This window comes from Ciceribacter azotifigens (genome assembly GCF_048159625.1).
GTDB lineage: Bacteria > Pseudomonadota > Alphaproteobacteria > Rhizobiales > Rhizobiaceae > Allorhizobium > Allorhizobium azotifigens.
Genome location: NZ_JBLQTA010000002.1, coordinates 100,872 through 121,172, shown reverse-complemented (window position 1 = coordinate 121,172; position 20,301 = coordinate 100,872). Strand labels below are relative to the sequence as shown.

The 20,301-nt window shown below is 65.6% G+C and carries 22 protein-coding genes; 12 read left to right on the top strand and 10 right to left on the bottom strand.

Annotated elements, in window-relative coordinates; all coding sequences use genetic code 11:
- The first annotated feature begins 138 nt into the window (after window positions 1–138).
- Window positions 139–798 carry an outer membrane protein gene (locus tag ACM6UT_RS03500; RefSeq protein WP_416795990.1) on the top strand — a complete coding sequence of 220 codons (660 nt, stop codon included), beginning with the start codon at window positions 139–141 and terminating at the stop codon, window positions 796–798.
- Between the two features lie 75 nt (window positions 799–873).
- Here ACM6UT_RS03500 and ACM6UT_RS03495 read toward each other — a convergent pair whose 3' ends face one another.
- The 3 genes from ACM6UT_RS03495 to ACM6UT_RS03485 all read right to left on the bottom strand — a co-directional run bounded on the left by ACM6UT_RS03495 (window position 874) and on the right by ACM6UT_RS03485 (window position 2,745).
- Window positions 874–1,785 carry a diacylglycerol/lipid kinase family protein gene (locus ACM6UT_RS03495; protein WP_416795989.1) on the bottom strand — a complete coding sequence of 304 codons (912 nt, stop codon included), beginning with the start codon at window positions 1,783–1,785 and terminating at the stop codon, window positions 874–876.
- Window positions 1,786–1,820: 35 nt separating this feature from the next.
- Window positions 1,821–2,240, bottom strand: coding sequence for a hypothetical protein (locus ACM6UT_RS03490; RefSeq protein ID WP_416795988.1), 420 nt, complete (start codon window positions 2,238–2,240; stop codon window positions 1,821–1,823).
- A gap of 88 nt (window positions 2,241–2,328) precedes the next feature.
- Window positions 2,329–2,745 (bottom strand): winged helix-turn-helix transcriptional regulator, encoded by a 417-nt coding sequence (locus ACM6UT_RS03485; RefSeq protein WP_416795987.1) that lies wholly within the window; start codon window positions 2,743–2,745, stop codon window positions 2,329–2,331.
- A gap of 125 nt (window positions 2,746–2,870) precedes the next feature.
- On the opposite strand from ACM6UT_RS03485, the gene ACM6UT_RS03480 reads away from it, so the two are divergent.
- The gene (locus ACM6UT_RS03480; RefSeq protein ID WP_416795986.1) at window positions 2,871–3,893 is read left to right on the top strand and encodes a zinc-binding alcohol dehydrogenase family protein; all 1,023 of its coding nucleotides are present in this window, start codon (window positions 2,871–2,873) and stop codon (window positions 3,891–3,893) included.
- 114 nt (window positions 3,894–4,007) lie between these two features.
- Window positions 4,008–4,400 carry a GFA family protein gene (locus ACM6UT_RS03475; RefSeq protein WP_416795985.1) on the top strand — a complete coding sequence of 131 codons (393 nt, stop codon included), beginning with the start codon at window positions 4,008–4,010 and terminating at the stop codon, window positions 4,398–4,400.
- A gap of 12 nt (window positions 4,401–4,412) precedes the next feature.
- Here ACM6UT_RS03475 and ACM6UT_RS03470 read toward each other — a convergent pair whose 3' ends face one another.
- On the bottom strand, window positions 4,413–5,021 hold the full coding sequence (locus ACM6UT_RS03470) for a L,D-transpeptidase (protein ID WP_416795984.1): 609 nt from the start codon (window positions 5,019–5,021) through the stop codon (window positions 4,413–4,415).
- Between the two features lie 201 nt (window positions 5,022–5,222).
- Entirely contained in the window at window positions 5,223–5,711 is a 489-nt protein-coding gene (locus ACM6UT_RS03465; RefSeq protein WP_416795983.1) for an EF-hand domain-containing protein, read from the bottom strand.
- 225 nt (window positions 5,712–5,936) lie between these two features.
- On the opposite strand from ACM6UT_RS03465, the gene ACM6UT_RS03460 reads away from it, so the two are divergent.
- Window positions 5,937–6,287, top strand: a complete 351-nt coding sequence (locus ACM6UT_RS03460) for a DUF2200 domain-containing protein (protein WP_416795982.1) — start codon at window positions 5,937–5,939, stop codon at window positions 6,285–6,287.
- 73 nt (window positions 6,288–6,360) lie between these two features.
- Here ACM6UT_RS03460 and ACM6UT_RS03455 read toward each other — a convergent pair whose 3' ends face one another.
- Entirely contained in the window at window positions 6,361–7,467 is a 1,107-nt protein-coding gene (locus tag ACM6UT_RS03455) for a branched-chain amino acid aminotransferase (RefSeq protein ID WP_416795981.1), read from the bottom strand.
- A 588-nt stretch (window positions 7,468–8,055) separates the two neighbouring features.
- Entirely contained in the window at window positions 8,056–8,877 is an 822-nt protein-coding gene (locus ACM6UT_RS03450; RefSeq protein WP_416795980.1) for an alpha/beta fold hydrolase, read from the bottom strand.
- A gap of 134 nt (window positions 8,878–9,011) precedes the next feature.
- Between ACM6UT_RS03450 and ACM6UT_RS03445 the strand changes: the two genes are divergently transcribed.
- Window positions 9,012–9,470 carry a MarR family winged helix-turn-helix transcriptional regulator gene (locus tag ACM6UT_RS03445; protein WP_416795979.1) on the top strand — a complete coding sequence of 153 codons (459 nt, stop codon included), beginning with the start codon at window positions 9,012–9,014 and terminating at the stop codon, window positions 9,468–9,470.
- Between the two features lie 100 nt (window positions 9,471–9,570).
- Here ACM6UT_RS03445 and ACM6UT_RS03440 read toward each other — a convergent pair whose 3' ends face one another.
- Together ACM6UT_RS03440 and ACM6UT_RS03435 are read right to left on the bottom strand one after the other, a co-directional pair.
- Window positions 9,571–11,232 carry an electron transfer flavoprotein-ubiquinone oxidoreductase gene (locus tag ACM6UT_RS03440; protein WP_416795978.1) on the bottom strand — a complete coding sequence of 554 codons (1,662 nt, stop codon included), beginning with the start codon at window positions 11,230–11,232 and terminating at the stop codon, window positions 9,571–9,573.
- Window positions 11,233–11,454: 222 nt separating this feature from the next.
- Entirely contained in the window at window positions 11,455–12,465 is a 1,011-nt protein-coding gene (locus ACM6UT_RS03435; protein ID WP_416795977.1) for a magnesium transporter CorA family protein, read from the bottom strand.
- Between the two features lie 300 nt (window positions 12,466–12,765).
- On the opposite strand from ACM6UT_RS03435, the gene ACM6UT_RS03430 reads away from it, so the two are divergent.
- From ACM6UT_RS03430 to ACM6UT_RS03410, 5 genes are all read left to right on the top strand, one after another.
- On the top strand, window positions 12,766–14,166 hold the full coding sequence (locus ACM6UT_RS03430; RefSeq protein WP_416795976.1) for an FAD-binding oxidoreductase: 1,401 nt from the start codon (window positions 12,766–12,768) through the stop codon (window positions 14,164–14,166).
- A 143-nt stretch (window positions 14,167–14,309) separates the two neighbouring features.
- Window positions 14,310–15,095, top strand: a complete 786-nt coding sequence (locus ACM6UT_RS03425) for an SDR family oxidoreductase (RefSeq protein WP_416795975.1) — start codon at window positions 14,310–14,312, stop codon at window positions 15,093–15,095.
- A 130-nt stretch (window positions 15,096–15,225) separates the two neighbouring features.
- Window positions 15,226–15,429, top strand: a complete 204-nt coding sequence (locus ACM6UT_RS03420) for a hypothetical protein (protein ID WP_416795974.1) — start codon at window positions 15,226–15,228, stop codon at window positions 15,427–15,429.
- Between the two features lie 124 nt (window positions 15,430–15,553).
- Complete coding sequence (locus tag ACM6UT_RS03415) at window positions 15,554–15,748, top strand: hypothetical protein (RefSeq protein ID WP_416796279.1); 195 nt, start codon at window positions 15,554–15,556, stop codon at window positions 15,746–15,748.
- Window positions 15,749–15,896: 148 nt separating this feature from the next.
- Window positions 15,897–17,192, top strand: a complete 1,296-nt coding sequence (locus ACM6UT_RS03410) for an Hsp70 family protein (RefSeq protein WP_416795973.1) — start codon at window positions 15,897–15,899, stop codon at window positions 17,190–17,192.
- A 286-nt stretch (window positions 17,193–17,478) separates the two neighbouring features.
- On the opposite strand, the gene ACM6UT_RS03405 is transcribed toward ACM6UT_RS03410, so the two are convergent.
- Complete coding sequence (locus ACM6UT_RS03405; protein WP_416795972.1) at window positions 17,479–18,282, bottom strand: arylamine N-acetyltransferase family protein; 804 nt, start codon at window positions 18,280–18,282, stop codon at window positions 17,479–17,481.
- Window positions 18,283–18,373: 91 nt separating this feature from the next.
- Here ACM6UT_RS03405 and ACM6UT_RS03400 point away from each other — a divergent pair, with 91 nt between their 5' ends.
- Entirely contained in the window at window positions 18,374–19,252 is an 879-nt protein-coding gene (locus ACM6UT_RS03400) for a LysR family transcriptional regulator (protein WP_416795971.1), read from the top strand.
- Window positions 19,253–19,349: 97 nt separating this feature from the next.
- A complete protein-coding gene (locus ACM6UT_RS03395; protein ID WP_416795970.1) occupies window positions 19,350–20,207 on the top strand; it encodes a uracil-DNA glycosylase in 858 nt (285 codons plus the stop codon).
- Window positions 20,208–20,301: the final 94 nt, after the last annotated feature.

Sequence of the window (20,301 nt, the reverse complement as noted above, 5' to 3'; positions counted from 1 at the left end):
CCAGAACTGAAAATACCAACGGCGGCCGGCCAAGTGTTGCACTTTGGATACGCAACCGCAAATAGCGAGCCGGAGCATTGTCTATTAGCGATTCGCTAGATAGAAAGTATTCGACATATCGATGAGAGGGACGACGCAATGATCAAGCACTTCACACGCGCACTCCTGTTTGCGGCCATGGTGAGCCCGGCGACTGCAGCCGACATGGCGGCTCCCCTGGCGGTTCCGGTCTCCAGCGACTGGTCCGGCTTCTACCTCGGCGCCCATCTCGGCGGGGGGAAGTCGATCATCGACTGGACCTATGATCTCGGCGGCACGGCCGATCACGAGGGCGAAGGTGTTCTGGGTGGCGCGCAGGCCGGCTACAACTTCCAGTCCGGCAACTGGGTCTTCGGCGCAGAAGCCGACATTTCCGCCTCCGGCATCGACGGCGACACCGACTGCCCGAATCCAGCCTTCACCTGCTCCAGCGACGCCAAGTGGCTTTCGACGGTTCGCGGTCGCGTCGGCTACAGCTTCGACAAGCTGCTGGTCTACGGCACCGGTGGTCTCGGCATCGGCCGTTTCGAAATGAGCACTGACAACGGCGCCGGCATCAGCGGCAGCACCACCAAGACCGATACCGGCTGGGTCGCCGGTGCGGGCGTCGAATATGCCATTTCGCCGCGCTGGTCGGTCAAGGCCGAATACATGTATTACGACTTCGGCAAGACCAGCTACGAGGTCGACGGCGGGCTCGGTATCGAAGTCGACCAGCGCTATCACACCGGCAAGATCGGCGTGAACTTCAAGTTCTGATCGCCTGCATCGATTGTTCGCCTCGAAAGAGCCGCCCCATCCGGGCGGCTCTTTTCGTATCCGGCAGCGTTCGGATCAGGCGTCCGGAGCGGCTGCCGGCGCCAGGACCTGGAGTTCGCCCGGATGGATACGGATGTCGAGCCGGTCCGGCATCCGCACGAGCTCGCCGTCGACGACGCAGAGCGCCCCGCGCGGATGTCTCGGAAAATGCAGGCGCATTGTCTCGGCGGTGGCCGCGGTGACGGCGGCGTTCTCCTTCATGCGGCCGCGGACGATGTCGAAAGCGAGTTTCGCCACACCCCACGGCTCCAGCGCGTCGGCAAGATAGACCCCCAGTCTGCCCCCGGTCAGCTCGTCGGCGAAGAAGAGCGGCCGCTCGCCGAACGGATTGTTCGAAACCGAGATCGCCGAGACGATTCGGCGCTCGCTGCGGCCGTCGTGATCGAGATCGACAACGACTTCGAAGCGTGGCGGCTTCAGCATCACGCCGAGGGCAGCGCGCACGGTGGCCCCGATCTTGCCGAGGCGTGAGGCGTAGCTCTTCGCCTCGCGCATCCGCACCATGCGGGCGTGAAGGCCGGCGGAGAACTGGTGCACGAACGGCCGGCCGTTGACCGAGGCGATGTCGACGGCGCGCACCGGGCTTGCCGCCAGCGTCTCTAGTGCTGCCCGAAGGTCGAGCGGGATGCGAAGCGAGCGGGCGAAGAGGTTCATGGTGCCGGCAGGCACGACCCCGAGCGGCAGGCCGGCCTCCCAGGCGACACCCGCCGCCGCCGATACCGTGCCGTCGCCGCCACCGGCGAGCAACGCATCGGTGTCACGAACGGCCGCAGCAAGGGCCGGCAGGATCTCGTTGCCGCTGACGACGATGCACTCGAGCTCGTGCCCGCGGACCGAAAAGACCTCGCTCGCCATCGCGCAGACCTGCGCCATGTCCGCGCTTCTGAAAGTCCCGCCGTCGCGGTTGAAGATTGCCTTGATGCGCATGGTCTCCGCTCCGCCCGTATTCCGTTTCCCGGCGTTCATTCCTCGGGGGCTGCGAGACAGGGATCGAGCATGATCCGCCGCGCACCGTACCGCGCATAGCCGCCGGCGAAGAGGACGGTATCACCGACATGCCGCCCTTCCTTGCTGTAGGTGACGCACATGACCTGCACGTCCTTCTCTTCACACATCACCAGATAGGCAAGCGTTCCGTCCCATTGCACCGCCGCCAGCGGGCCGGAGATCGTCAGGGTGATCCGGTCGTCGGTCTGCGGGGCGTGATCGATCCAGTGCTTTATCGTCTCGCAGGTCGCGGGCCGCTCGGCATAGCCCTCGGCCATCCTGAACGGCCCTTCCGGATCGATCACCGTCTCCCCACGCAGAGCCGAAGTGGATCCAGCGAAAATCAGGATGGCGGCGGCAAGGCTTGCCGGAACACGACGGCACGATGGAAACACGAGGCACGACTCCCGGCTTGGTTGGTTGGTCGGTCCGGACTACCACCCCTGATTCGCGCCTTTTTGAGGCCGTTTGCGAAACAGGACTTCAGGCGACCGAGGCGGATCTGTCCGGGCCTACGGCTTCCGCCATCTCTGCGAGAGCGACCATGGAGCGCGTGCCGTTGCGGCAGACGACGTGGGTCTCGCCCCATTGCAGGAGGGCCTGCACCACCGGCTCCAGGCTGCGGCCGAGCGGCGTCAGTGCATAGTCAACCCTCGGCGGGACGACCGGAAACACCGTCCGAGAGACGATCCCCGCCTCCTCCATCTCGCGAAGCTGCTTGGTCAGCATCCGCTGGGTGACGGAGGAGAGGCGGCGCTGCAACTCGCTGAACCGCAAGGTGCCTTCGGTGATGAGGTGGTAGAGGATCACGCCCTTCCACTTGCCGTCGAGCAGGCTCAGCGTCGATTCGACCGGGCAGCCGGGAAAGTTGTTGGTAAGCTTGGCGCGGGGTCGCGACATGGACAGTATCCTTTTTGATCCTACGTACAGTTTTGGTCGGTAGAAACACAAAATGTGCATTCTTGTCGCCGCCGTCCATATGTATCAATTAGACGGCGTGCATCAATCCAGACAGGAGAACGCTCATGCGCGCCATCGGATACAGGACACCCCTTCCCATCGACAACGAGGAATCGCTGCTCGACCTCGAGCTTCCCGTGCCGGAAGCGTCGGGCCACGATCTGCTCGTCGAAGTGAAGGCCGTCTCGGTCAACCCCGTCGACACCAAGCTGCGCGCCGCGGCGGCACCCGAGCCCGGGCATCATCGCATCCTCGGCTTCGACGCAGCGGGCGTCGTGAAGGCGGTCGGCGAAAAGGCCACCCTCTTCAAGCCCGGCGATGCGGTCTACTATGCCGGCGCGATCGACCGTCCCGGCACCAACAGCGAATTCCATCTGGTCGATGAGCGGATCGTCGGCCGCAAGCCGGAAAGCCTCGGCTTTGCCGAGGCGGCGGCGCTGCCGCTCACCGCGATAACCGCCTACGAGATGCTGTTCCATCGTCTGAAGGTTCAGGACAAGCCGGCGCCCGAGAACAACATTCTTCTCGTCACCGGCGGGGCCGGCGGCGTCGGCTCGATGACGATCCAGCTCGCCCGCGTGCTGACCGATCTCACGGTCGTCACCACCGCCTCGCGGCCGGAGAGCATGGAATGGACCCGCGCGCTCGGCGCCCACCATGTCCTCGACCACCGCAATCCGCTGGCGCCGCAATATGCCGGCCTCGGGCTCGACGCCCCGTATTTCGTCTTCTCGGTCACCCGCAGCGACCTTCACACGCCGGGGCTGATCGCCATCATCGCGCCGCAGGGGCGGTTCGGCATCATCGACGACATCAAGGACGGCTTCGACGCGATGCCGTTCAAGGGCAAGTCGCTGTCGATCCACTGGGAGATGATGTTCGCCCGCTCGCTCTACCGGACGCCCGACATGATCGAGCAGCACCGCCTGCTGAACCACGTTGCCGATCTCGTCGACGCCGGCCATATCCGCACGACTCTCGCCGGGACGCTCGGGACGATCACCGCGGCCAATCTGCGCCGGGCCCACGCCCTGGTCGAAAGCGGGCACGTGACCGGCAAGGTGGTGCTGGAAGGCTTCGACGCCTGAGACGGCAATCCCGGCAGCCCGCTGCGGACGACTTTCCGTCCGCGGCGGCAAATTGCGACCACTGTGCCGGACGTAGTAGATAACTCGTTCAACCAATCGCGGAGGAGATGCGGCATGGATCAGGTTACCGGCGGCTGCCTCTGCGGCAACGTCCGATTGGCGGCATCGGGGCGGCCCTACAGGGTCGGCATCTGCCATTGTCTCGATTGCCGCAAGCATCACGGGGCGTTGTTCCATGCCTCGGCGATCTTCCCTGAAGATGCGGTGAAGATCGAGGGCGAGACCCGCGACTATGCCGGGCGGTTCTTCTGCCCGCGCTGCGGCTCGCCGGTCTTCGGGCGCAGCGGCGACGAGATCGAGGTGAACCTCGGCTCGCTCGATGCGCCCGATCAGTTCAGGCCGACCTACGAGCTCTGGACCATCCGGCGCGAGTCCTTTCTGCCGCCGTTTCCGCTCGAAAGACGATACGAGCGGGACCGCGAGGGCTCAGGCCGAACCGAGCCGTAGAACCGCAAGACCTCAGGCCTGCAGCACGAGGACCCGCGCGCCGACGTTGACGCGGTTATAGAGGTCGATGACGTCGTGGTTCATCATGCGGATGCAGCCGCTCGACATCGCCTGGCCGATCGACCAGGGCTGCGTGGTGCCGTGGATGCGAAACATGGTGTCGCCGCCGCCGCGATAGAGGTAGAGCGCGCGGGCGCCGAGCGGGCTCGACAGGCCACCCGGAACGCCACCGGCATAGCGGCGATTGCGCGGATCGCGGGCGATCATCTTGCCGGTCGGGGTCCAGCCCGGCCATTCCGCCTTGCGGCCGACATAGGCATGGCCGGCGAGCGCATAGCCGTTGCGGCCGACGCCGACGCCGTAGCGGATCGCCCGGCCCTCCCCGAGCACGTAGTAGAGCCGGCGGGCCGGCGTATCGACGACGATCGTGCCGGCCGGCTCGTTGGTCGCATAGGCGACCTCCTGGCGGCGCAGGTCCGGCTTGAACTTCTCGAGCGGCACCCGCTTAATCGGGTAAGGCTCGTCGGCGATCGGGCCGTAATTGGCGTAATCGGAATTCGTGGTGCAGCCTGCAAGCAGCAGCGGCAGTCCGGCCAGGAATCCACGGCGAGAGATCGGCATGATCGGTTCCCCAGGTTGCGCTCGTATGAGCAACAACTTAAGGAATTTATGGTTAACGGAGATTTAATGCCGGCCCCGTGGCGCTCTCGACCGGTATCCTGTCGCGCAAGGCCTGAGGGCGGACGAGAAAGCCCGGCCGTGTTGCCGACGACCGGGCTTCGAGCGAGGTCCCGCGGGCAGTCCATCCGCCCGCAGCGAGCGTCAGTTCCATTGCTGGCTGCGCCACTCCCACGGTGTGACCGAGCCATCCTTGTCGGCATCGGCCGCAGCGAAGTGGGCCTTGGCGCCGGCGATGAACTCGGCCTGGCTCACGGTCCCGTTCTTGTCCGCATCGAGCGTGCCGAAGCGGTCCGCCTTCTGCTTTTCGCGTGCTTCCTGGCGTGCCTTGTTCCAGCCGTCCTGCGGGCCCATCCGGACAGCCATGTATTCTTCCTTGGTGAGTTCGCCGTTGTCATCGGCATCCATCGCTGCAAAGACCTCCTCTGCGGCGGAAGCGGCTTCCTCGGCACTGATGACACCGTTGTCGTCGGTATCGATGATCGGAAAGCGTCCACGGCCGGGATTGTTCATCATCATGCCGCCGCCGCTCCAGCCCATGCCGCGACCGTAGAAGGGCTGCGCCTCCACGGCGCTGGCCAAAAGAGTGGACGTCAATGCAAACGCAAGTGCCGAAGCCAAAATGCCTTTCATGGTCAACCTCCTGTCGACACCTGTCGACGCGTGAATTGTTGCGAGCCGCCGGCGTTCTTTCGCCGTCGCGGCAATCGCTACAGTAGTGCATTGGCTCATATGAAACTTGATATGCATCAATATGAAGAAGCGGTAATAAAGATCCCACGGCCGACCGCCGAGGACTTGCCGCTGTTCCGGCCTCGCCTATCTTGGAGTGAGCGGGGGACAGGTCAAGGAGGAGCAATGGCGACGCATCGCATCTATTCGACGAGTTTCGCCAGCGTTTATCCCCTCTACGTCGCGAAGGCGGAAAGGAAGGGGCGCACGAAAGCGGAGGTCGACGAGATCATCGGCTGGCTCACCGGCTACAGCGCCGAAGCGCTCGCCGATCAGCTCGCGAAAAACACCAGCTTTCAGGATTTCCTCGGACAAGCGCCGCGAATGAACCCGGCCCGAACGTCGATCACCGGCGTGGTCTGCGGCGTCCGTGTGGAGGACATCGAAGAACCGACCATGCGGGACATCCGCTATCTCGACAAACTGGTCGACGAACTCGCCAAGGGCAGGCCGATGGCGAAGATCCTGCGCGGCTAGGGCGCTAACAAAAAGGCCTGTCCGCAACGGACAGGCCCTTTTTTCAGTTTCTTCCTGGTCGCGGCGCCGGAGATCAGACGCCTTCGAGCACCTTCAGCCAGCCGTGGGCATCGTCGGTCTGGCCGCGCTGGATTCCGACCAACGCGTCGCGCAGCCGCGTCGTGACCGGACCGGTCTCGCCGCCGCCGATCTGGAATTCGCCTTGCGGATACTTGACCGTGCCGATGGCGGCGACCACGGCGGCGGTGCCGCAGGCAAAGGCCTCCTTCAGCCTGCCACTTGCCGCGTCCGCCTTCCACTCGTCGAAGGAATAGGGCTTCTCGTCAACGGTAATGCCCTCTTCGCGGGCGAGCGCGATCAGCGACTTGCGGGTGATGCCCGGCAGGATCGTGCCGCCGAGCGGCGGGGTGACGATCGAACCGTCCGCCATGACGAAGAAGACGTTCATGCCGCCCAGTTCCTCGACCCATTTGTGCTCGGCGGCGTCGAGAAAGACGACCTGATCGCAGCCCTTGGCATAGGCTTCGGCCTGGGCGACCAGGCTTGCCGCGTAATTGCCGCCGCACTTGGCAGCGCCGGTGCCGCCGGAGGCTGCACGGGTATAGTCCTGGGACACCCAGATGCTGACCGGCTTGGCACCGCCCTTGAAATAGGGTCCGACCGGGGATGCGATGACGCAGAAGATGTATTCCTTCGACGGACGCACGCCGAGGAAGGTCTCGCTGGCGAACATGAAGGGACGCAGATAGAGGCTGCTGCCCTCGGCGGCCGGGATCCACTTGGCATCGGCACGGACGAGCTGCTCGACAGCCTCGAGGAACAGCGCCTCCGGCAGTTCGGGCATCGCCATGCGGCGGGCGGATTCATTGAAGCGGCGGGCGTTCTCCTCCGGACGGAACAGCACCGCGCGACCATCTGCCGTGCGATAGGCCTTCATGCCCTCGAAGATCTCCTGAGCATAGTGCATCACGCTCGATGCCGGGTCGATCGGGAACGGCGCCCGCGCGGTCACTTCCGCGGCGTGCCAGCCCTTGTCGGCACTCCAGCGGATGACCGCCATATGGTCGGAAAAGAGCGTCCCGAAGCCGAGATTCTCGAAGGCCTTGAGGCGGTCCTGCTCGGGCAGGCAGTTGGCACTCGGTTTGATGTCGAAGGTAAGGGGGGCTGTTTCAGCTTGCATCGCGGTGATCTTTCAGCGGATCTCTAGGGTGGGCGCAAACTGCCGCTTTGGCCGCGAATTTTCAAGTCGATATTGTTGGAGATCGGTACGCCACATGCCAATCGCGGTCCGCTCGTCCTCCCGTCAGGCGGATCCGGTCGCCGCAGGCAAGGACGTCACCACGGCAACCGCGGCACACGGCGATCGGTCCCCCCTTTCATCATGCCGCCGCGGCCTCAACCGGGTCCGGCGCCCATGCCGTGCTGCTGCGCTTCGGCCACGCCGGCAAGCAATGTTGCCGCGAGGGTCAAGGGGACCAGGGAATTCACATTCCGTGTCATCTGCAAATCCTCCTGTTGAATGGCTTTCCGGGAAGCCGACGACAGCGGCCGCTCCGCAACTTCGTCGAATGGCGCCAGTCTACCTCGTGAGTACATAGGAAAGTTGACGTGCATAAACACAGGACTGAAATCTGCCGTTCCATCACGCCCGGACACCACGGCGGAGTAGCGCGGCCATCGAAAATTGCGCAGGGCGCGACAGGCCGACGCGCGGTCACGCGTCGGCCTGTCGTTCGGCGTTTCGGTCCGCGGCTTTCAGGGGCAAAGATCAGGCCCGGATGAAGGCCAGGACGTCTGCGTTGAAGCGATCCGCCTCGGTCTGGGCGAGGCCATGCGAACCGCCCTCATAGATGGCAAGCGTCGCATTCGGCACGATCTCGGCGGCGCGATGGGCCGAGGCCTTGATCGGTACGATCTGGTCGTCGTCGCCATGGATGATCAGCGTCGGGCGATCGATGCGGTGAAGGTCCTGCGTATAGTCGACCTCAGAGAATTCGCGGATGCAGTCATATTGCCCCTTGATGCCGCCCTGCAGGCCGATCTGCCGGAAGCTTTCCCGCAGGCCCTCATTGGCCGCGACACCGTCGCGGTTGAAGCCGTAGAAGGGCACGGTCAGGTCGTAGTAGAACTGCGAGCGGTTCTTCGCCGTCGCTTCGCGGATGCCGTCAAAGGCCTCGAGCGGCGTACCGTCCGGATTGGCTTCGGTCTTGAGCATCAGCGGCGGAACCGCGCCGACCAGCACGACCTTTGCGACGCGCGCCGTGCCATGACGCCCGAGATAGTGGGCCACCTCACCGCCCCCGGTCGAATGGCCGACGAGGATGACATCCTTCAGGTTCAGCGCCTCGATCAGCTCCGCCAGGTCATCGGCATACTGGTCCATGTGATTGCCGGTCCAGGTCTGGTCGGAACGACCGTGGCTGCGGCGGTCATGGGCAATGACGCGAAAACCCTGCTGTCCGAAGAACAGCATCTGCTGGTCCCAGGCGTCGGAAGACAGCGGCCAGCCATGCGAAAACAGGATCGGCTGACCCGCGCCCCAATCCTTGTAGAAGAGCCGCGTTCCGTCGGTGGTGGTGAAAAAGCTCATTTCCTATCTCCTTTATGAATGTTGATTGTGCTCGATTTGTTTGTGCGCGATCTAAATAGGCCGAGAAAAAGCGAGCGTCAATAGCTTGCAAATAAATCGTGCACAAATTATCTGGGAGGCATCAGGAGACGCTCATGAGCCACAAGCCCGAACCGGTACCGCCCACCCATCCCGACGTCGATGAAATGCTGTGCTTTTCCATCTATTCTGCGGGACACGCCTTCAACCAGCTCTATCGCCCACTGCTGGATGCGATCGGCCTCACCTATCCGCAATATCTGGTGATGGTGGCGCTGTGGAACCGCGATGGCCGCACGGTCAAGGAACTCGGCGAAACACTGTTCCTCGATTCCAGCACGCTGACGCCGCTCCTGAAGCGGCTGGAGGCGGCCGGCCTGCTGACCCGCACCCGCAATCCGCAGGACGAACGGCAGATTCTGCTTCATGTGAGCGAAAAGGGCCGCGCGCTGCAGCAGGACGCCGCTCCCGTAGCACGCTGCGTCGGCGAAGCCGTCGGCCTCGACGTCGGAACGATCAAGACGATCCAGGCGGCGATCGACGCCATCCGCGACAGCCTGCACAAGCGGGCTTAGGGGCTGGCGCGGCGCCTTTCACGCGCCCAAGAAAAAAGCGTCCCCTGCCGCCATGGACAGGGGACGCCCTCGTGTCTAAGGATCGGGCGAGCCGCCCCGATCACATGTTCGGATAGACCGGACCTTCGCCACCCTGCGGGGGCACCCAGTTGATGTTCTGGTTCGGGTCCTTGATGTCGCAGGTCTTGCAGTGGACGCAGTTCTGCGCGTTGATCACGTAGACCTGCTCGCCGTCCTTCTCGACCCATTCGTAGACGCCGGCCGGACAGTAGCGCGTCGAGGGACCGGCAAAGACGCCGAGTTCCGACGACTTCTGCAGGGCCATATCCTTCACCTTGAGGTGCACCGGCTGGTCTTCCTCGTGGTTGGTGTTCGACAGGAACACCGAGGAGAGGCGATCGAAGGTCAAGACGCCGTCCGGCTTCGGATAGGCGATCGGCTTGTGCCTGGCGGCCGGCTCGAGGCTCGCCGCATCGGTCTTGCCGTGCTTCAGCGTGCCAAAGAGCGAGAAGCCAAACAGCTGGTTCGTCCACATGTCGAGGCCGCCGAGCGCCACGCCGATCGCGGTGCCGAATTTCGACCAGAGCGGCTTGACGTTGCGGACCCGCTTCAGGTCCTTGCCGATGTCGGTTGCACGCCATTCGGTCTCGATCTCGACGACTTCGTCATTGGCGCGGCCATTGGAGATGGCGTCCGCGATCTTTTCCGCCGTCAGCATGCCCGAGAGCACGGCGTTGTGCGAACCCTTGATGCGCGGGACGTTGACGAAACCGGCGGAACAGCCGATCAGCGCGCCGCCGGGGAAGGACAGTTTCGGCACCGACTGGTACCCGCCCTCGGTGATCGCGCGGGCGCCGTAGGAGAGGCGCTTGCCCCCCTCGAAGGTCGGGGCGATCGAGGGATGGGTCTTGAAGCGCTGGAACTCCTCGAAGGGGAAGAGATAGGGATTCTTGTAGTTCAGGTGGACGACGAAGCCGACGGCCACGAGATTGTCTTCGAGATGATAGAGGAACGAGCCGCCGCCGGTCTTCATGTCGAGCGGCCAGCCGAAGGAATGCTGGACGAGGCCGGGCTTGTGGTTCTCCGGCTTCACCTGCCAGAGTTCCTTCAAACCGATGCCGAATTTCTGCGGCTCGCGGTCCTTCTGCAGGTCGAATTTCGCAATGAGCTGCTTGGCGAGCGAACCGCGCACGCCCTCGCCGATCAGCACGTATTTGCCGAGCAGCTCCATGCCGCGGGTATAGTTCGGGCCCGGCTCGCCGTTCTTCTCGATGCCCATGTCGCCGGTCGCGACCCCGATCACCGCGCCCTGGTCGTTATAGAGCACTTCGGTCGCGGCAAAGCCCGGATAGATTTCGACGCCGAGTTCCTCGGCCTTGGTCGCCAGCCAGCGGCAGACGTTGCCGAGAGAGACGATATAGTTGCCGTGATTGTTCATCAGCGGCGGCATGAAGGCGTTCGGCAGGCGGATCGAGCCGGCGGGTCCTAAGAACAGGAACTGGTCGTCGGTGACCTCCGTCCTGAACGGATGCCCCTCGTCTTCGCGCCAGCCGGGCAGCAGCCGGTCGATGCCGATCGGGTCGACGACGGCGCCGGACAGGATGTGCGCGCCGACTTCCGCACCCTTTTCGAGGACGACGACGGTCAGGTCCGGATTGACCTGTTTCAGGCGGATGGCCGCGGAGAGGCCGGCAGGCCCCGCCCCCACGATCACCACGTCGAATTCCATGCTCTCGCGCTCGGGCAGTTCCTGTTCGCTCATCGTCTCTCTCCGCTCGGGCCTGATCCCCATTCAGGCCCCCTTCTCTCAAAAGCCGCGGCCAATGTCGAGCCAGCTTGCGACAGCGGCTGGCCCGAAATTTCGGCACGGCATCATTCCGCGGCAGAATATCTTCCGTTTACGTACACGTCAATGTGATAATCGCGGGAAGGTGGGAAGCGAGCCGGAGATCCGTGCCCGCCGCCGGCGACCGAAAGCAGCTCCTCAGAGCCAGCCCCGGCGCTTGAAGTAGAGGAAGGGAAGTGCCGCCGACAGCAGCATCAGCAGGACGGCCCAGGGATAGCCGAGGTGCCATTGCAGCTCGGGCATGAGGCTGAAGTTCATGCCGTAGACGGAGGCGACCAGCGTCGGCGGCAGGAAGACGACCGAGGCGACGGTGAAGATCTTGATAATCTGGTTCTGCTCGAGGTTGATGAGGCCGAGCGTCGCATCGAGCAGGAAGTTGACCTTGCCCGAGAGGAAGGTCGCGTGGTCGCCGAGCGAGACCGCGTCGCGCTGCAGCATCTTGACGCGCTGGCGCACTTCCTTGCTCGGCCGGCGCTGCGGGCTTTCGAGCGCGGCGTGATAGGCGACGAGGCGGGAAATGCTGACAAGGCTCTCGCGCACGCCGCCGAGGAAATCGCCCTTCTGGCCGAGCTGCTCGATCAGCGACTGCAGGTCCTTGGTCTTCTTGGTCGAAGGCGTCGCCTTGCCGCGGAAAACCTCGCGCGAGATGCCGTCGATCTCGTTGCCGATGCGCTCCAGCACGTCCGCCATCCGGTCGACGATCGACTCGACGATCCCGAGCATCACCTCCTCGCCGCAGCCATAGGCCTGGGCATTGACGCGCAGTGCCCGGTGCACAAAGGCGATGAAGGGCTTCGGGTCGGCATAGCGCACCGTCACCAGCGTTTCGCCCTTCAGGATAAAGGTGACCGGCGTCTTCGCCGGCGTGTCGCCGTCGAGATTGGTGAGCGCCGTCAGCGTCATGAATTCCCCGCCGTCCTCCTGGTAGAGGCGCGCCGAAAGCTCGATCTCCTCCATCTCGTCGCGGGTCGGGATCGCCAGGCCGAGCGCCTGCTCGACATGCCGGCTCTCGGCCGGCGTCGGGCTCACGAGGTCGTACCAGAGAACCGGTGCGACGGCCTCTTCGGCGACGGTGTTTTCGGTGACGGCTTCTTCGGACTTGTCACGCAGAACGAGGCGCTCTGCTTCACGGAAATAGATGCGCAGCATGGATATGCTCCTTCGGGCTTTTTATTGCCGTCCGGAGCGGACACGAAAGTCGGGCCCTTACCGGACGGAACGGCAGAACGTGATCGACCTTCGACTGTCAGGGTCCATTTGAAGTGTCCTCGGATGGAGCGACATTTGTCGCGACGCCCTTGAGATGGGCCTGAAACGCCGCCGCGTCAAGCCGGTATTTTCCGCGGTGCAACGAAACGGAATAGACCCGCAGCCGCTTGCCAAAAGACACCGGCCCGTGCATGGCTCGGCGACGCCTTCCGTCCCTCCAGAGATACGTCCGGATCGCCCATGACCGCCGCCCGCTTCTCACCCGACGAACTCCTCGACCGCCTGCGCGGCCTCCATCCGGAGCTCGCCATTCTCGGCCCCACCGATCTCTCGGGCCGCCATCCGGGCGAGCATCCGGATAATCTCGCCGGCGGCGTCCTGGCGCAGCCCGGCTCGACGGCAGCTGCCGCGGCGCTGGTGCGCTGGTGCACGGAAAACGACGTCGCTGTCGTGCCGCAGGGCGGGCTCACCGGCCTCGTCGGCGGCAATGTGAGCCGGGCCGGCGAGGTCATCCTCTCCTCCGCGCGGCTCAACCGCATCCTGGCGATCCGGCCGGACGAAATGACCGCGGAGGTGGAGGCCGGCCTCGCGCTCGAAGCGCTGCAGCAGGCGGCGGCAGGCCATGGGCTGACGACCGGCATCGACCTCGGCTCCCGCGGTTCGGCGACCGTCGGCGGCATGGTTTCCACCAATGCCGGCGGCATCCTCGCCTTCCGCAACGGCGTCATGCGCCACCAGGTGCTCGGGCTGGAGGCCATCCTCCCGTCGGGCGAGATCTATTCGGACATGACCCGGGTGGTGAAAGTCTCCGCCGGACCCGACCTCAAGCAGCTCTTCATCGGCGGAGAAGGCGCCTTCGGCTTCGTGACCAAGGTGGTGCTGAAGCTCGAACCCTTGCGCCCCCACCGCGCGACCGCCATCCTCGGCGTCACCGATGCCGCCGCCGCACTCGCCGTCATCCACTATTTCCGCAGCCTCTCCGGCGTGACACTGGAGGCCGCCGAAATGATGTGGCCGCGCTACATTCGCGATCACGCAGCCCTGAAGGGTTTCGATCTCTCCTGGCTGGAGGACGGTGCCGGCGCCCTGCTGGTCGAACTCTCCGCCGAAACGGTGGAGCAGGCGACCACAGCGCTGGAAAACGGCCTCGAAGCCCTCTGGGAACCGGTGGCACTCAAGGGCGGCATCGTCGCCCAGTCGCTCGACCAGGCGCGAAAATTCTGGGACATCCGCGAGGATTCCGGCTTCTATTATGCGGCGATCCCGGATGCCGCCTCCTTCGATGTCTCCGTGCCGCCGACCTTCCTCGACGCCTATGTCGACGGGCTAATGGCACGCCTCAGGGCCATCGACAGCAGCTACGGGGCTTACGTCTACGGCCACGTCGCCGACGGCAACCTGCACATCACGCTGATCAAACCCGGTCCGCTGCCGGAGGCCGAACGACGTGCCGTCGAGGCAGCCGTCTATACCGGCATCCGCGAGGCCGGCGGCTCCTTTTCCGCCGAGCACGGCGTCGGGCGCGAGAAGCGCCACGCCTACAAGACCTTCGCCGCCCCGGAGAAGCAGGCCCTCGCCCGGACGATCAAGCAGGCGATCGACCCGAAGGGGCTGTTCAACCCCGGCAAGGTGCCATTCTGACGGCAGCTGCCGGACGAAAGCAGAGACTCACTTAGGAACCCCGGCAATCTGAGGCGAGTGCCCCTTCTGACGACACCCTTCCCCTGACCCCATCCCCTTGCTAGTTTGCCGAAACGCAAATCAGCATGGAAGGAACAAGACGGATGGACCTCGGCATTTCGGCAAAGCGCGCGCTCGTTCTCGCCTCTTCGCGCGGGCTCGGGCTCGGCATCGCCCGGGCGCTCGCCGCAGAAGGCGCGCATGTGCTCCTTTGCGGACGCAGTGCCGACAGGCTCGCCGCCAATGTCGCGGCGATCGAGGCCGAAGGCGGAAAGGCCGATTATGTCGCCGCCGACCTGACCGATGCCGGCTTCGTCCCGGCGATGGTCGAGGCGGTCGCGGCGAAGCTCGGTGGCATCGACATCCTCGTCAACAACACCGGCGGCCCGACGCCCGGCACGGCCGAGGAAATGACGCCGGAAAAGCTCGACGGCTTCTTCCAGTCCATGGTGGTGCGGGTGATTACGCTCACCAACGCGCTGCTGCCGCAGATGAGGGCGCAGGGCTTCGGCCGCATCCTGACCGTCGCCTCTTCGGGCGTCTTCGAACCGATCCCCAATCTCGCGCTCTCCAACACGCTGCGCAGCGCGCTGGTCGGCTGGAACAAGACGCTCGCAACGGAAGTCGCAGGCTTCGACATCACCGCCAACATGCTGCTGCCCGGCCGCATCCATACCGACCGGATCGAAGAGCTCGACGGCGCCAATGCGGCCCGCTCCGGCCGCACGATCGAGGAGGTGCGCGCCGCCTCGGTGAAGACCATCCCCGCCGGCCGGCTCGGCCGCGTCGAGGAGTTCGCCGCCGCCGCCGCCTTCCTCTGCTCCGTCCCGGCAAGCTACGTCACCGGCACCATGCTGCGCGTCGACGGTGGTGCGGCCCGGTCGATCTGAGGCCTTCGCGCCGCGGTCTCCGTCCGCGGCGACTTTATCTGGCCCGCCCGCGCAATGCGCAAAATTCCTGTAGCGTCAAGACGACTCTCGACTATAGTGGGTGCGACAAATCGTTCCATGGGAGGAAAATTTGGAACAGGTTCGCACGATACTGACGGTCGCAGGACTACTGATAATCGCCGTCGGCCTTGCGTGGGTGGCGCATGGCATGGGCACGATCCATCTGCCGGCGTCCGACTTTATCACCAAGCAGAGCGTCTGGACGACGAACGGCTCGCTTGTCGCCGTCTTCGGCCTGATCGTGGTCCTGAGCTCGCGGCGCTTCCTGCGCTGAGCACCCGCCTTTCGCCCCGTCTTCCAGCGGACCGGGAGGCGGGGCACATTCTTTTGCGCCTCAGCGAGCAGTGACGCGCGCGATCGCCGATCGGCGCCTTTGTCGGGAGACGGATGCCATGTCGATGCGACGAATACTAACCTTGCTCGGCGTGATCGCCTTGCTGATGGGCCTCGTCTGGATCGGCCAGGGCAGCGGCTATTTCCCCTATCCGGCCTCCAGCTTCATGATCGACCAGAGCCCGTGGATCGCCTATGGCGCCGGCCTCGCCCTCGTCGGCCTTGTGCTGATCGCCATCGCGCGGCGCACTGCGCGCTAATACCAAATCCATTTTCCACCCTTGCCTTCCCTCTTCCTTCGTGGCAATAGCCGCCCTCCATTGCGGGGCGCGCTTGACGACGCCCCGTTTCGCGTTCGGGCGCTTCGCCCGGTTCAAGCATCACACGAACGGTTTGGGAGCGGCGGCCATGGCTGAAGCGCTGGGTCTTGATTTCGGCACGACGAATACGGTTCTGGCAGTCGCCGACGATGCCGGGGCGGCGACCGCTTCGGTCGCCTTCACCTCGTCCGCCGGCACGGCGGACACGATGCGCACCGCGCTTTCCTTCATGAAGGACAAGGCGCTCGGCGCGAAAGCGCTGAAGGTCGAGGCCGGACAGGCGGCGATCCGCGCCTTCATCGACAATCCGGGCGAATGCCGGTTCCTGCAGTCGATCAAGACCTTTGCCGCCTCGGCGCTCTTCCAGGGCACGCTCATCCACGCCCGCCGCTTCCAGTTCGAGGACCTGATGGAGGTCTTCCTGAGGCGGCTGGAAGCCTATGCCGCCGACGGCTGGCCGCGGGAGGCGAAACGCCTCGTCGTCGGCCGGCCGGTGCATTTCGCCGGCGCCAGCGCCGATCCGGCACTGGCCGTCACTCGCTACAACGAAGCGCTGACCCGCCTTGGCTTTCCCGAGATCCACTATGTCTACGAGCCGGTGGCGGCGGCCTTCTACTTCGCCCAGCACCTCGCCCATGATGCGACCGTGCTCGTCGCCGACTTCGGCGGCGGCACCACCGACTATTCGCTGATCCGCTTCGAGACGTCGGGCGGGCGCGTCACCGCGCGCCCGATCGGCCATTCCGGCGTCGGCATCGCCGGCGACCAGTTCGATGCCCGCATCATCGACCACCTCGTCGCTCCGGAGATCGGCAAGGGCAGCCGGTTTTCGAGCTTCGGCAAGGTGCTCGACGTGCCGAGCAATTACTACACCAGCTTCTCCCGCTGGAACCAGCTCTCGGTCTTCAAGACCTCGCGCGAATATGCCGACCTCAAGGGCCTCGTCCGCCAGGCGCTGGAGCCCAAAAAGCTCGAACTCTTCATCGACCTCGTCGAGCACGACGAAGGCTACCCGCTCTACCAGGCGGTCTCGGCGACCAAGATGGCGCTCTCTTCCGCCGAGGAGGCCGAGTTCCATTTCGCGCCGCTCGGCGCCGCCGGCCGAAAGAACGTGCGCCGTGCCGATTTCGAGAGCTGGATCGCCGACGACCTCGCCCGCATCGAAGGTGCACTCGACGACGTTCTCACCTCGACCGGCACGTCCACGGGCGAGATCGACAAGGTGTTCCTGACCGGCGGCACCTCCTTCGTCCCCGCGGTCCGGCGCATCTTCACCGAGCGCTTCGACGCCGCCCGCATCGAAACCGGCAGCGAACTTGTCTCGATCGCCCACGGCCTGGCACTCATCGGCGAGCGCGACGACATCGCGCAATGGGTGGCGTGAGGACGCGCCGTCGCCACCCCTCCCAAACCCTCCCCACAAGGGGGAGGGCTTAACCCACCGAGCGCTTGGCGGCCTCCAGTCTCCCCGGCGACCAATGCCGATCCTCAACGGCTGTGGCCGAAGCATGGCCGCGAGTCCTCTCCCCCCTTGTGGGGGAGATGGCCGGCAGGCCAGAGGGGGGTATGGCGGCAGGGGGTATCACTGCAGGCACCGCTGACGCCCGCGTGTCACCCCCGGCCCGCGCGTCCCGCGCGACCTCCTCCCTCAAGGGGAAGGTGGGAGATCCTCAACCGATCTTCGCCCAGACCTGCGCGACCGTCGCTGCATCGATCCGCAGGCCGAAGGACGCGGCCAGCAGGTCTGCGAGTTCCGCCTCGGAAGCGAGCGTCCGCTCCTCCGTCCGGTCGCCGCGCACATGGCGGATGTCGCGGTTGAAGACGCTCAGGCGTCCGTCGTCGCGGCCGACCGTCATCATCAGGTGCTGAGGAAAGGGCGAAGCCTCCCAGCGCGCGCAGACGACGTTGGCTGCGACATAATCGGGCGGCGCGACCGGTACCCGGTCGAAGCCGTAGAGCGAGAACCAGATTTCGCCGTTCAGCCGCTGCAACACCTGTTCGCCGCTCGCCGCATCGCGCACCACGCGGAAGCGCTCGCCGCCGATCGTCTGCGGCGCCTCCGTCGAAAGGTCGACCGGCAGCCGCGGCCCCGGTCCGCCGAAGCCGGTATCGGCCAGCCAATCCCGGCCGTCGATCGCGACGACGAAGGCGTGATGGGCGCGCGGTCCGCCCGAGGGGGCGCCCATCCGCACTCGCCCGAGGACGGGTGTCGCCGCAAAGCCGAAGGCCGCGAGCGCTTCGCCGAAGAGCCGGTTGAGTTCGAGGCAATAGCCGCCGCGACCACCGGCGACAGTCTTGCGCCACACCGCGGCCGGATCGAGATCGGGAACAGTGCCGAGCAGGACCTCGATGTTCTCGAAGGGGATCGTGGCGATCTGGGCCGCCTGCAGCCGCGCAAGCCCCTCTGCATCGGGGCGGATGTCGGCGCAGGCAAGGCCGATGCGGGCGAGATAGGTGTCTTTGTCGAATGTCATGGCCGGTCTCCGTTTGCGTCCTTCTCGCGGAATTGACAGCCCCACGGCAATCCGCAATTTTGCATGGGACCATGCATGGGCGGATACCCCGATGATCTCCGACTGGAGCGACCTTCAGACCATTCTCGCGATCGCGACCGAAGGCACGTTGAGCGGTGCCGCGCGTCGGCTTGGCGTCAACCAGTCGACGATGTCGCGACGGCTGCAGGCGATCGAGCAGGCGCTCGATGCGGCACTCTTCCAGCGGCTCAACGACGGGCGGCTGCGGCCGACGACGGCCGCCGAGCGGCTGATCGAGACGGCACGGCAGGTCGAGGCGCTGGTCGGCCAGACCAACAGCGCGCTTGCGGCGAGCCCCGTGCCGCTCCGCCTCGCCACCTGCGAGGTGCTGTCGGCTGTCTTTGCCGCACCCGCGCTCGCCGGCTGGCGGGAGTTGGCCGGCGAGCCTGCCGAGCTTTCCGTCTACGACAATCTCTTCGTGCTGCCGACGGACGAGTTCGACGTCATGCTGACGCCGCTCGAATCTGCCCCGACCGACATGGTCGGCCGCCGCATCGGCCGGATCGACTGGGATTTCTACGCCGCGCCGGACTATGCCCGCGCACGGCCGCTTTCCGCGGATGCGACCGGGCTCGACGGGCACGACGTCATCCATGCCGCCGGTTCGCTCGCCGAGGTCGCCACCTACCGCCGGCTCGTGGATCTCGGCGGACGCTCCGTCTTCCGCTCGTCCAGCGTCGTCGCCCAGCGCGACATGGCCGTGACCGGCGCCGGCATCGCGCTCCTGCCCGCCTGCATCGTCCTGCCGGAACACGGCCTCGTACGGCTCGAAAACCGGCTGCAGCCGCCGCCGGCGGAGGTCTGGATGGTGGCGCGACGGGCGACCGCCGCCCAGCCGCGCGTGCGCCGCTTTCTCGACTGGGCGGGCGAGCATTTCCGCGCCACGCCCCCCGCGCTGAAGGCCGGCTGACCGCAGCGGCGACCGCGACCCGCGGCCTCGCCGCTCATATTGCCGCGACCGGTACGAAACTGTTTGCTTCTGCCGGGCGCTGGACTAGAACAGGCCGATGATTACCGCCCGCGACATGACCGCCGCCGAGCTCGCCGCGCTTCTGCATTTCCATGCCGAGGCGGGCGTCGAGTGGCTGGTCGAGGAGACCCCAGTCGACCGGCTGGCGGAATTTGCGGACGAAAGGCTGGCGCGCCAGCGTCCTGCGGCAGCAGCAACAACGGCAACGCCGGGTACCGCCGCCGCGCCCGAACGGCGACGCCCGGAGGCGCCCCAGCCGGCGCCCCGGCCGGCAGCCGCGGTCGCCATTCCCGACGAACATGCCGTCACCGAAGCGCGTTTCGCCGCCGAGAGCGCCCGCACGCTCGACGAACTCAGGACCGCGGTCGAGGCCTTCGGCGGCTGCAACCTGAAGACCAGCGCCCGTTCGACGGTCTTTGCCGCGGGCGATCCCGCCTCCGGCGTCATGGTGATCGGCCCGATGCCGAGCGGCGACGACGACCGCGAGGGGGCGGCCTTCTCCGGAAAGGCCGGCTTCCTGCTCGACCGCATGCTCGCCGCGATCGGGCTTACGCGCGAAACGGTACTGCTCTCGACCGTCATTCCCTGGAGGCCTCCGGGCGACCGGCCGCCCTCGGCGCCGGAAGCGGCGATCTGCCGGCCCTTCATCGAGCGGCAGATCGAACTCGTCGAACCGAAGGCAGTACTGCTCCTCGGCAATTTCACCGCCCGCTTCTTCTTCGGCGGCACCGGCACCATCCACACGATGCGCGGCGAATGGCGCGAGATCGCCTGCGGTAGCCACGCAGTCCCGGGTATCGCGACGCTCCATCCGCAGGAGCTCCTTACCGCGCCGGCCAGCAAGGCGCTCGCCTGGGCGGACCTGCAGGCCTTCCGCGCCCGCCTCGGCGGCTGACCGGCGCAAATTTTCGGCACTGGTAAACGAGACATGAAGAAAGTCATGCAAAAGGCGCATGGCAGTGCGGCAATCTGCGACATTGTCGAATCGA

Coding starts and splice junctions, on each gene's coding strand:
- ACM6UT_RS03500 (WP_416795990.1), top strand. CDS start 139: ATGATCAAGCACTTCACACGCGCACTCCTGTTTGCGGCCATGGTGAGC.
- ACM6UT_RS03495 (WP_416795989.1), bottom strand. CDS start 1,785: ATGCGCATCAAGGCAATCTTCAACCGCGACGGCGGGACTTTCAGAAGC.
- ACM6UT_RS03485 (WP_416795987.1), bottom strand. CDS start 2,745: ATGTCGCGACCCCGCGCCAAGCTTACCAACAACTTTCCCGGCTGCCCG.
- ACM6UT_RS03480 (WP_416795986.1), top strand. CDS start 2,871: ATGCGCGCCATCGGATACAGGACACCCCTTCCCATCGACAACGAGGAA.
- ACM6UT_RS03475 (WP_416795985.1), top strand. CDS start 4,008: ATGGATCAGGTTACCGGCGGCTGCCTCTGCGGCAACGTCCGATTGGCG.
- ACM6UT_RS03470 (WP_416795984.1), bottom strand. CDS start 5,021: ATGCCGATCTCTCGCCGTGGATTCCTGGCCGGACTGCCGCTGCTGCTT.
- ACM6UT_RS03465 (WP_416795983.1), bottom strand. CDS start 5,711: ATGAAAGGCATTTTGGCTTCGGCACTTGCGTTTGCATTGACGTCCACT.
- ACM6UT_RS03460 (WP_416795982.1), top strand. CDS start 5,937: ATGGCGACGCATCGCATCTATTCGACGAGTTTCGCCAGCGTTTATCCC.
- ACM6UT_RS03455 (WP_416795981.1), bottom strand. CDS start 7,467: ATGCAAGCTGAAACAGCCCCCCTTACCTTCGACATCAAACCGAGTGCC.
- ACM6UT_RS03450 (WP_416795980.1), bottom strand. CDS start 8,877: ATGAGCTTTTTCACCACCACCGACGGAACGCGGCTCTTCTACAAGGAT.
- ACM6UT_RS03445 (WP_416795979.1), top strand. CDS start 9,012: ATGAGCCACAAGCCCGAACCGGTACCGCCCACCCATCCCGACGTCGAT.
- ACM6UT_RS03440 (WP_416795978.1), bottom strand. CDS start 11,232: ATGAGCGAACAGGAACTGCCCGAGCGCGAGAGCATGGAATTCGACGTG.
- ACM6UT_RS03435 (WP_416795977.1), bottom strand. CDS start 12,465: ATGCTGCGCATCTATTTCCGTGAAGCAGAGCGCCTCGTTCTGCGTGAC.
- ACM6UT_RS03430 (WP_416795976.1), top strand. CDS start 12,766: ATGACCGCCGCCCGCTTCTCACCCGACGAACTCCTCGACCGCCTGCGC.
- ACM6UT_RS03425 (WP_416795975.1), top strand. CDS start 14,310: ATGGACCTCGGCATTTCGGCAAAGCGCGCGCTCGTTCTCGCCTCTTCG.
- ACM6UT_RS03415 (WP_416796279.1), top strand. CDS start 15,554: ATGCGACGAATACTAACCTTGCTCGGCGTGATCGCCTTGCTGATGGGC.
- ACM6UT_RS03410 (WP_416795973.1), top strand. CDS start 15,897: ATGGCTGAAGCGCTGGGTCTTGATTTCGGCACGACGAATACGGTTCTG.
- ACM6UT_RS03405 (WP_416795972.1), bottom strand. CDS start 18,282: ATGACATTCGACAAAGACACCTATCTCGCCCGCATCGGCCTTGCCTGC.
- ACM6UT_RS03400 (WP_416795971.1), top strand. CDS start 18,374: ATGATCTCCGACTGGAGCGACCTTCAGACCATTCTCGCGATCGCGACC.
- ACM6UT_RS03395 (WP_416795970.1), top strand. CDS start 19,350: ATGATTACCGCCCGCGACATGACCGCCGCCGAGCTCGCCGCGCTTCTG.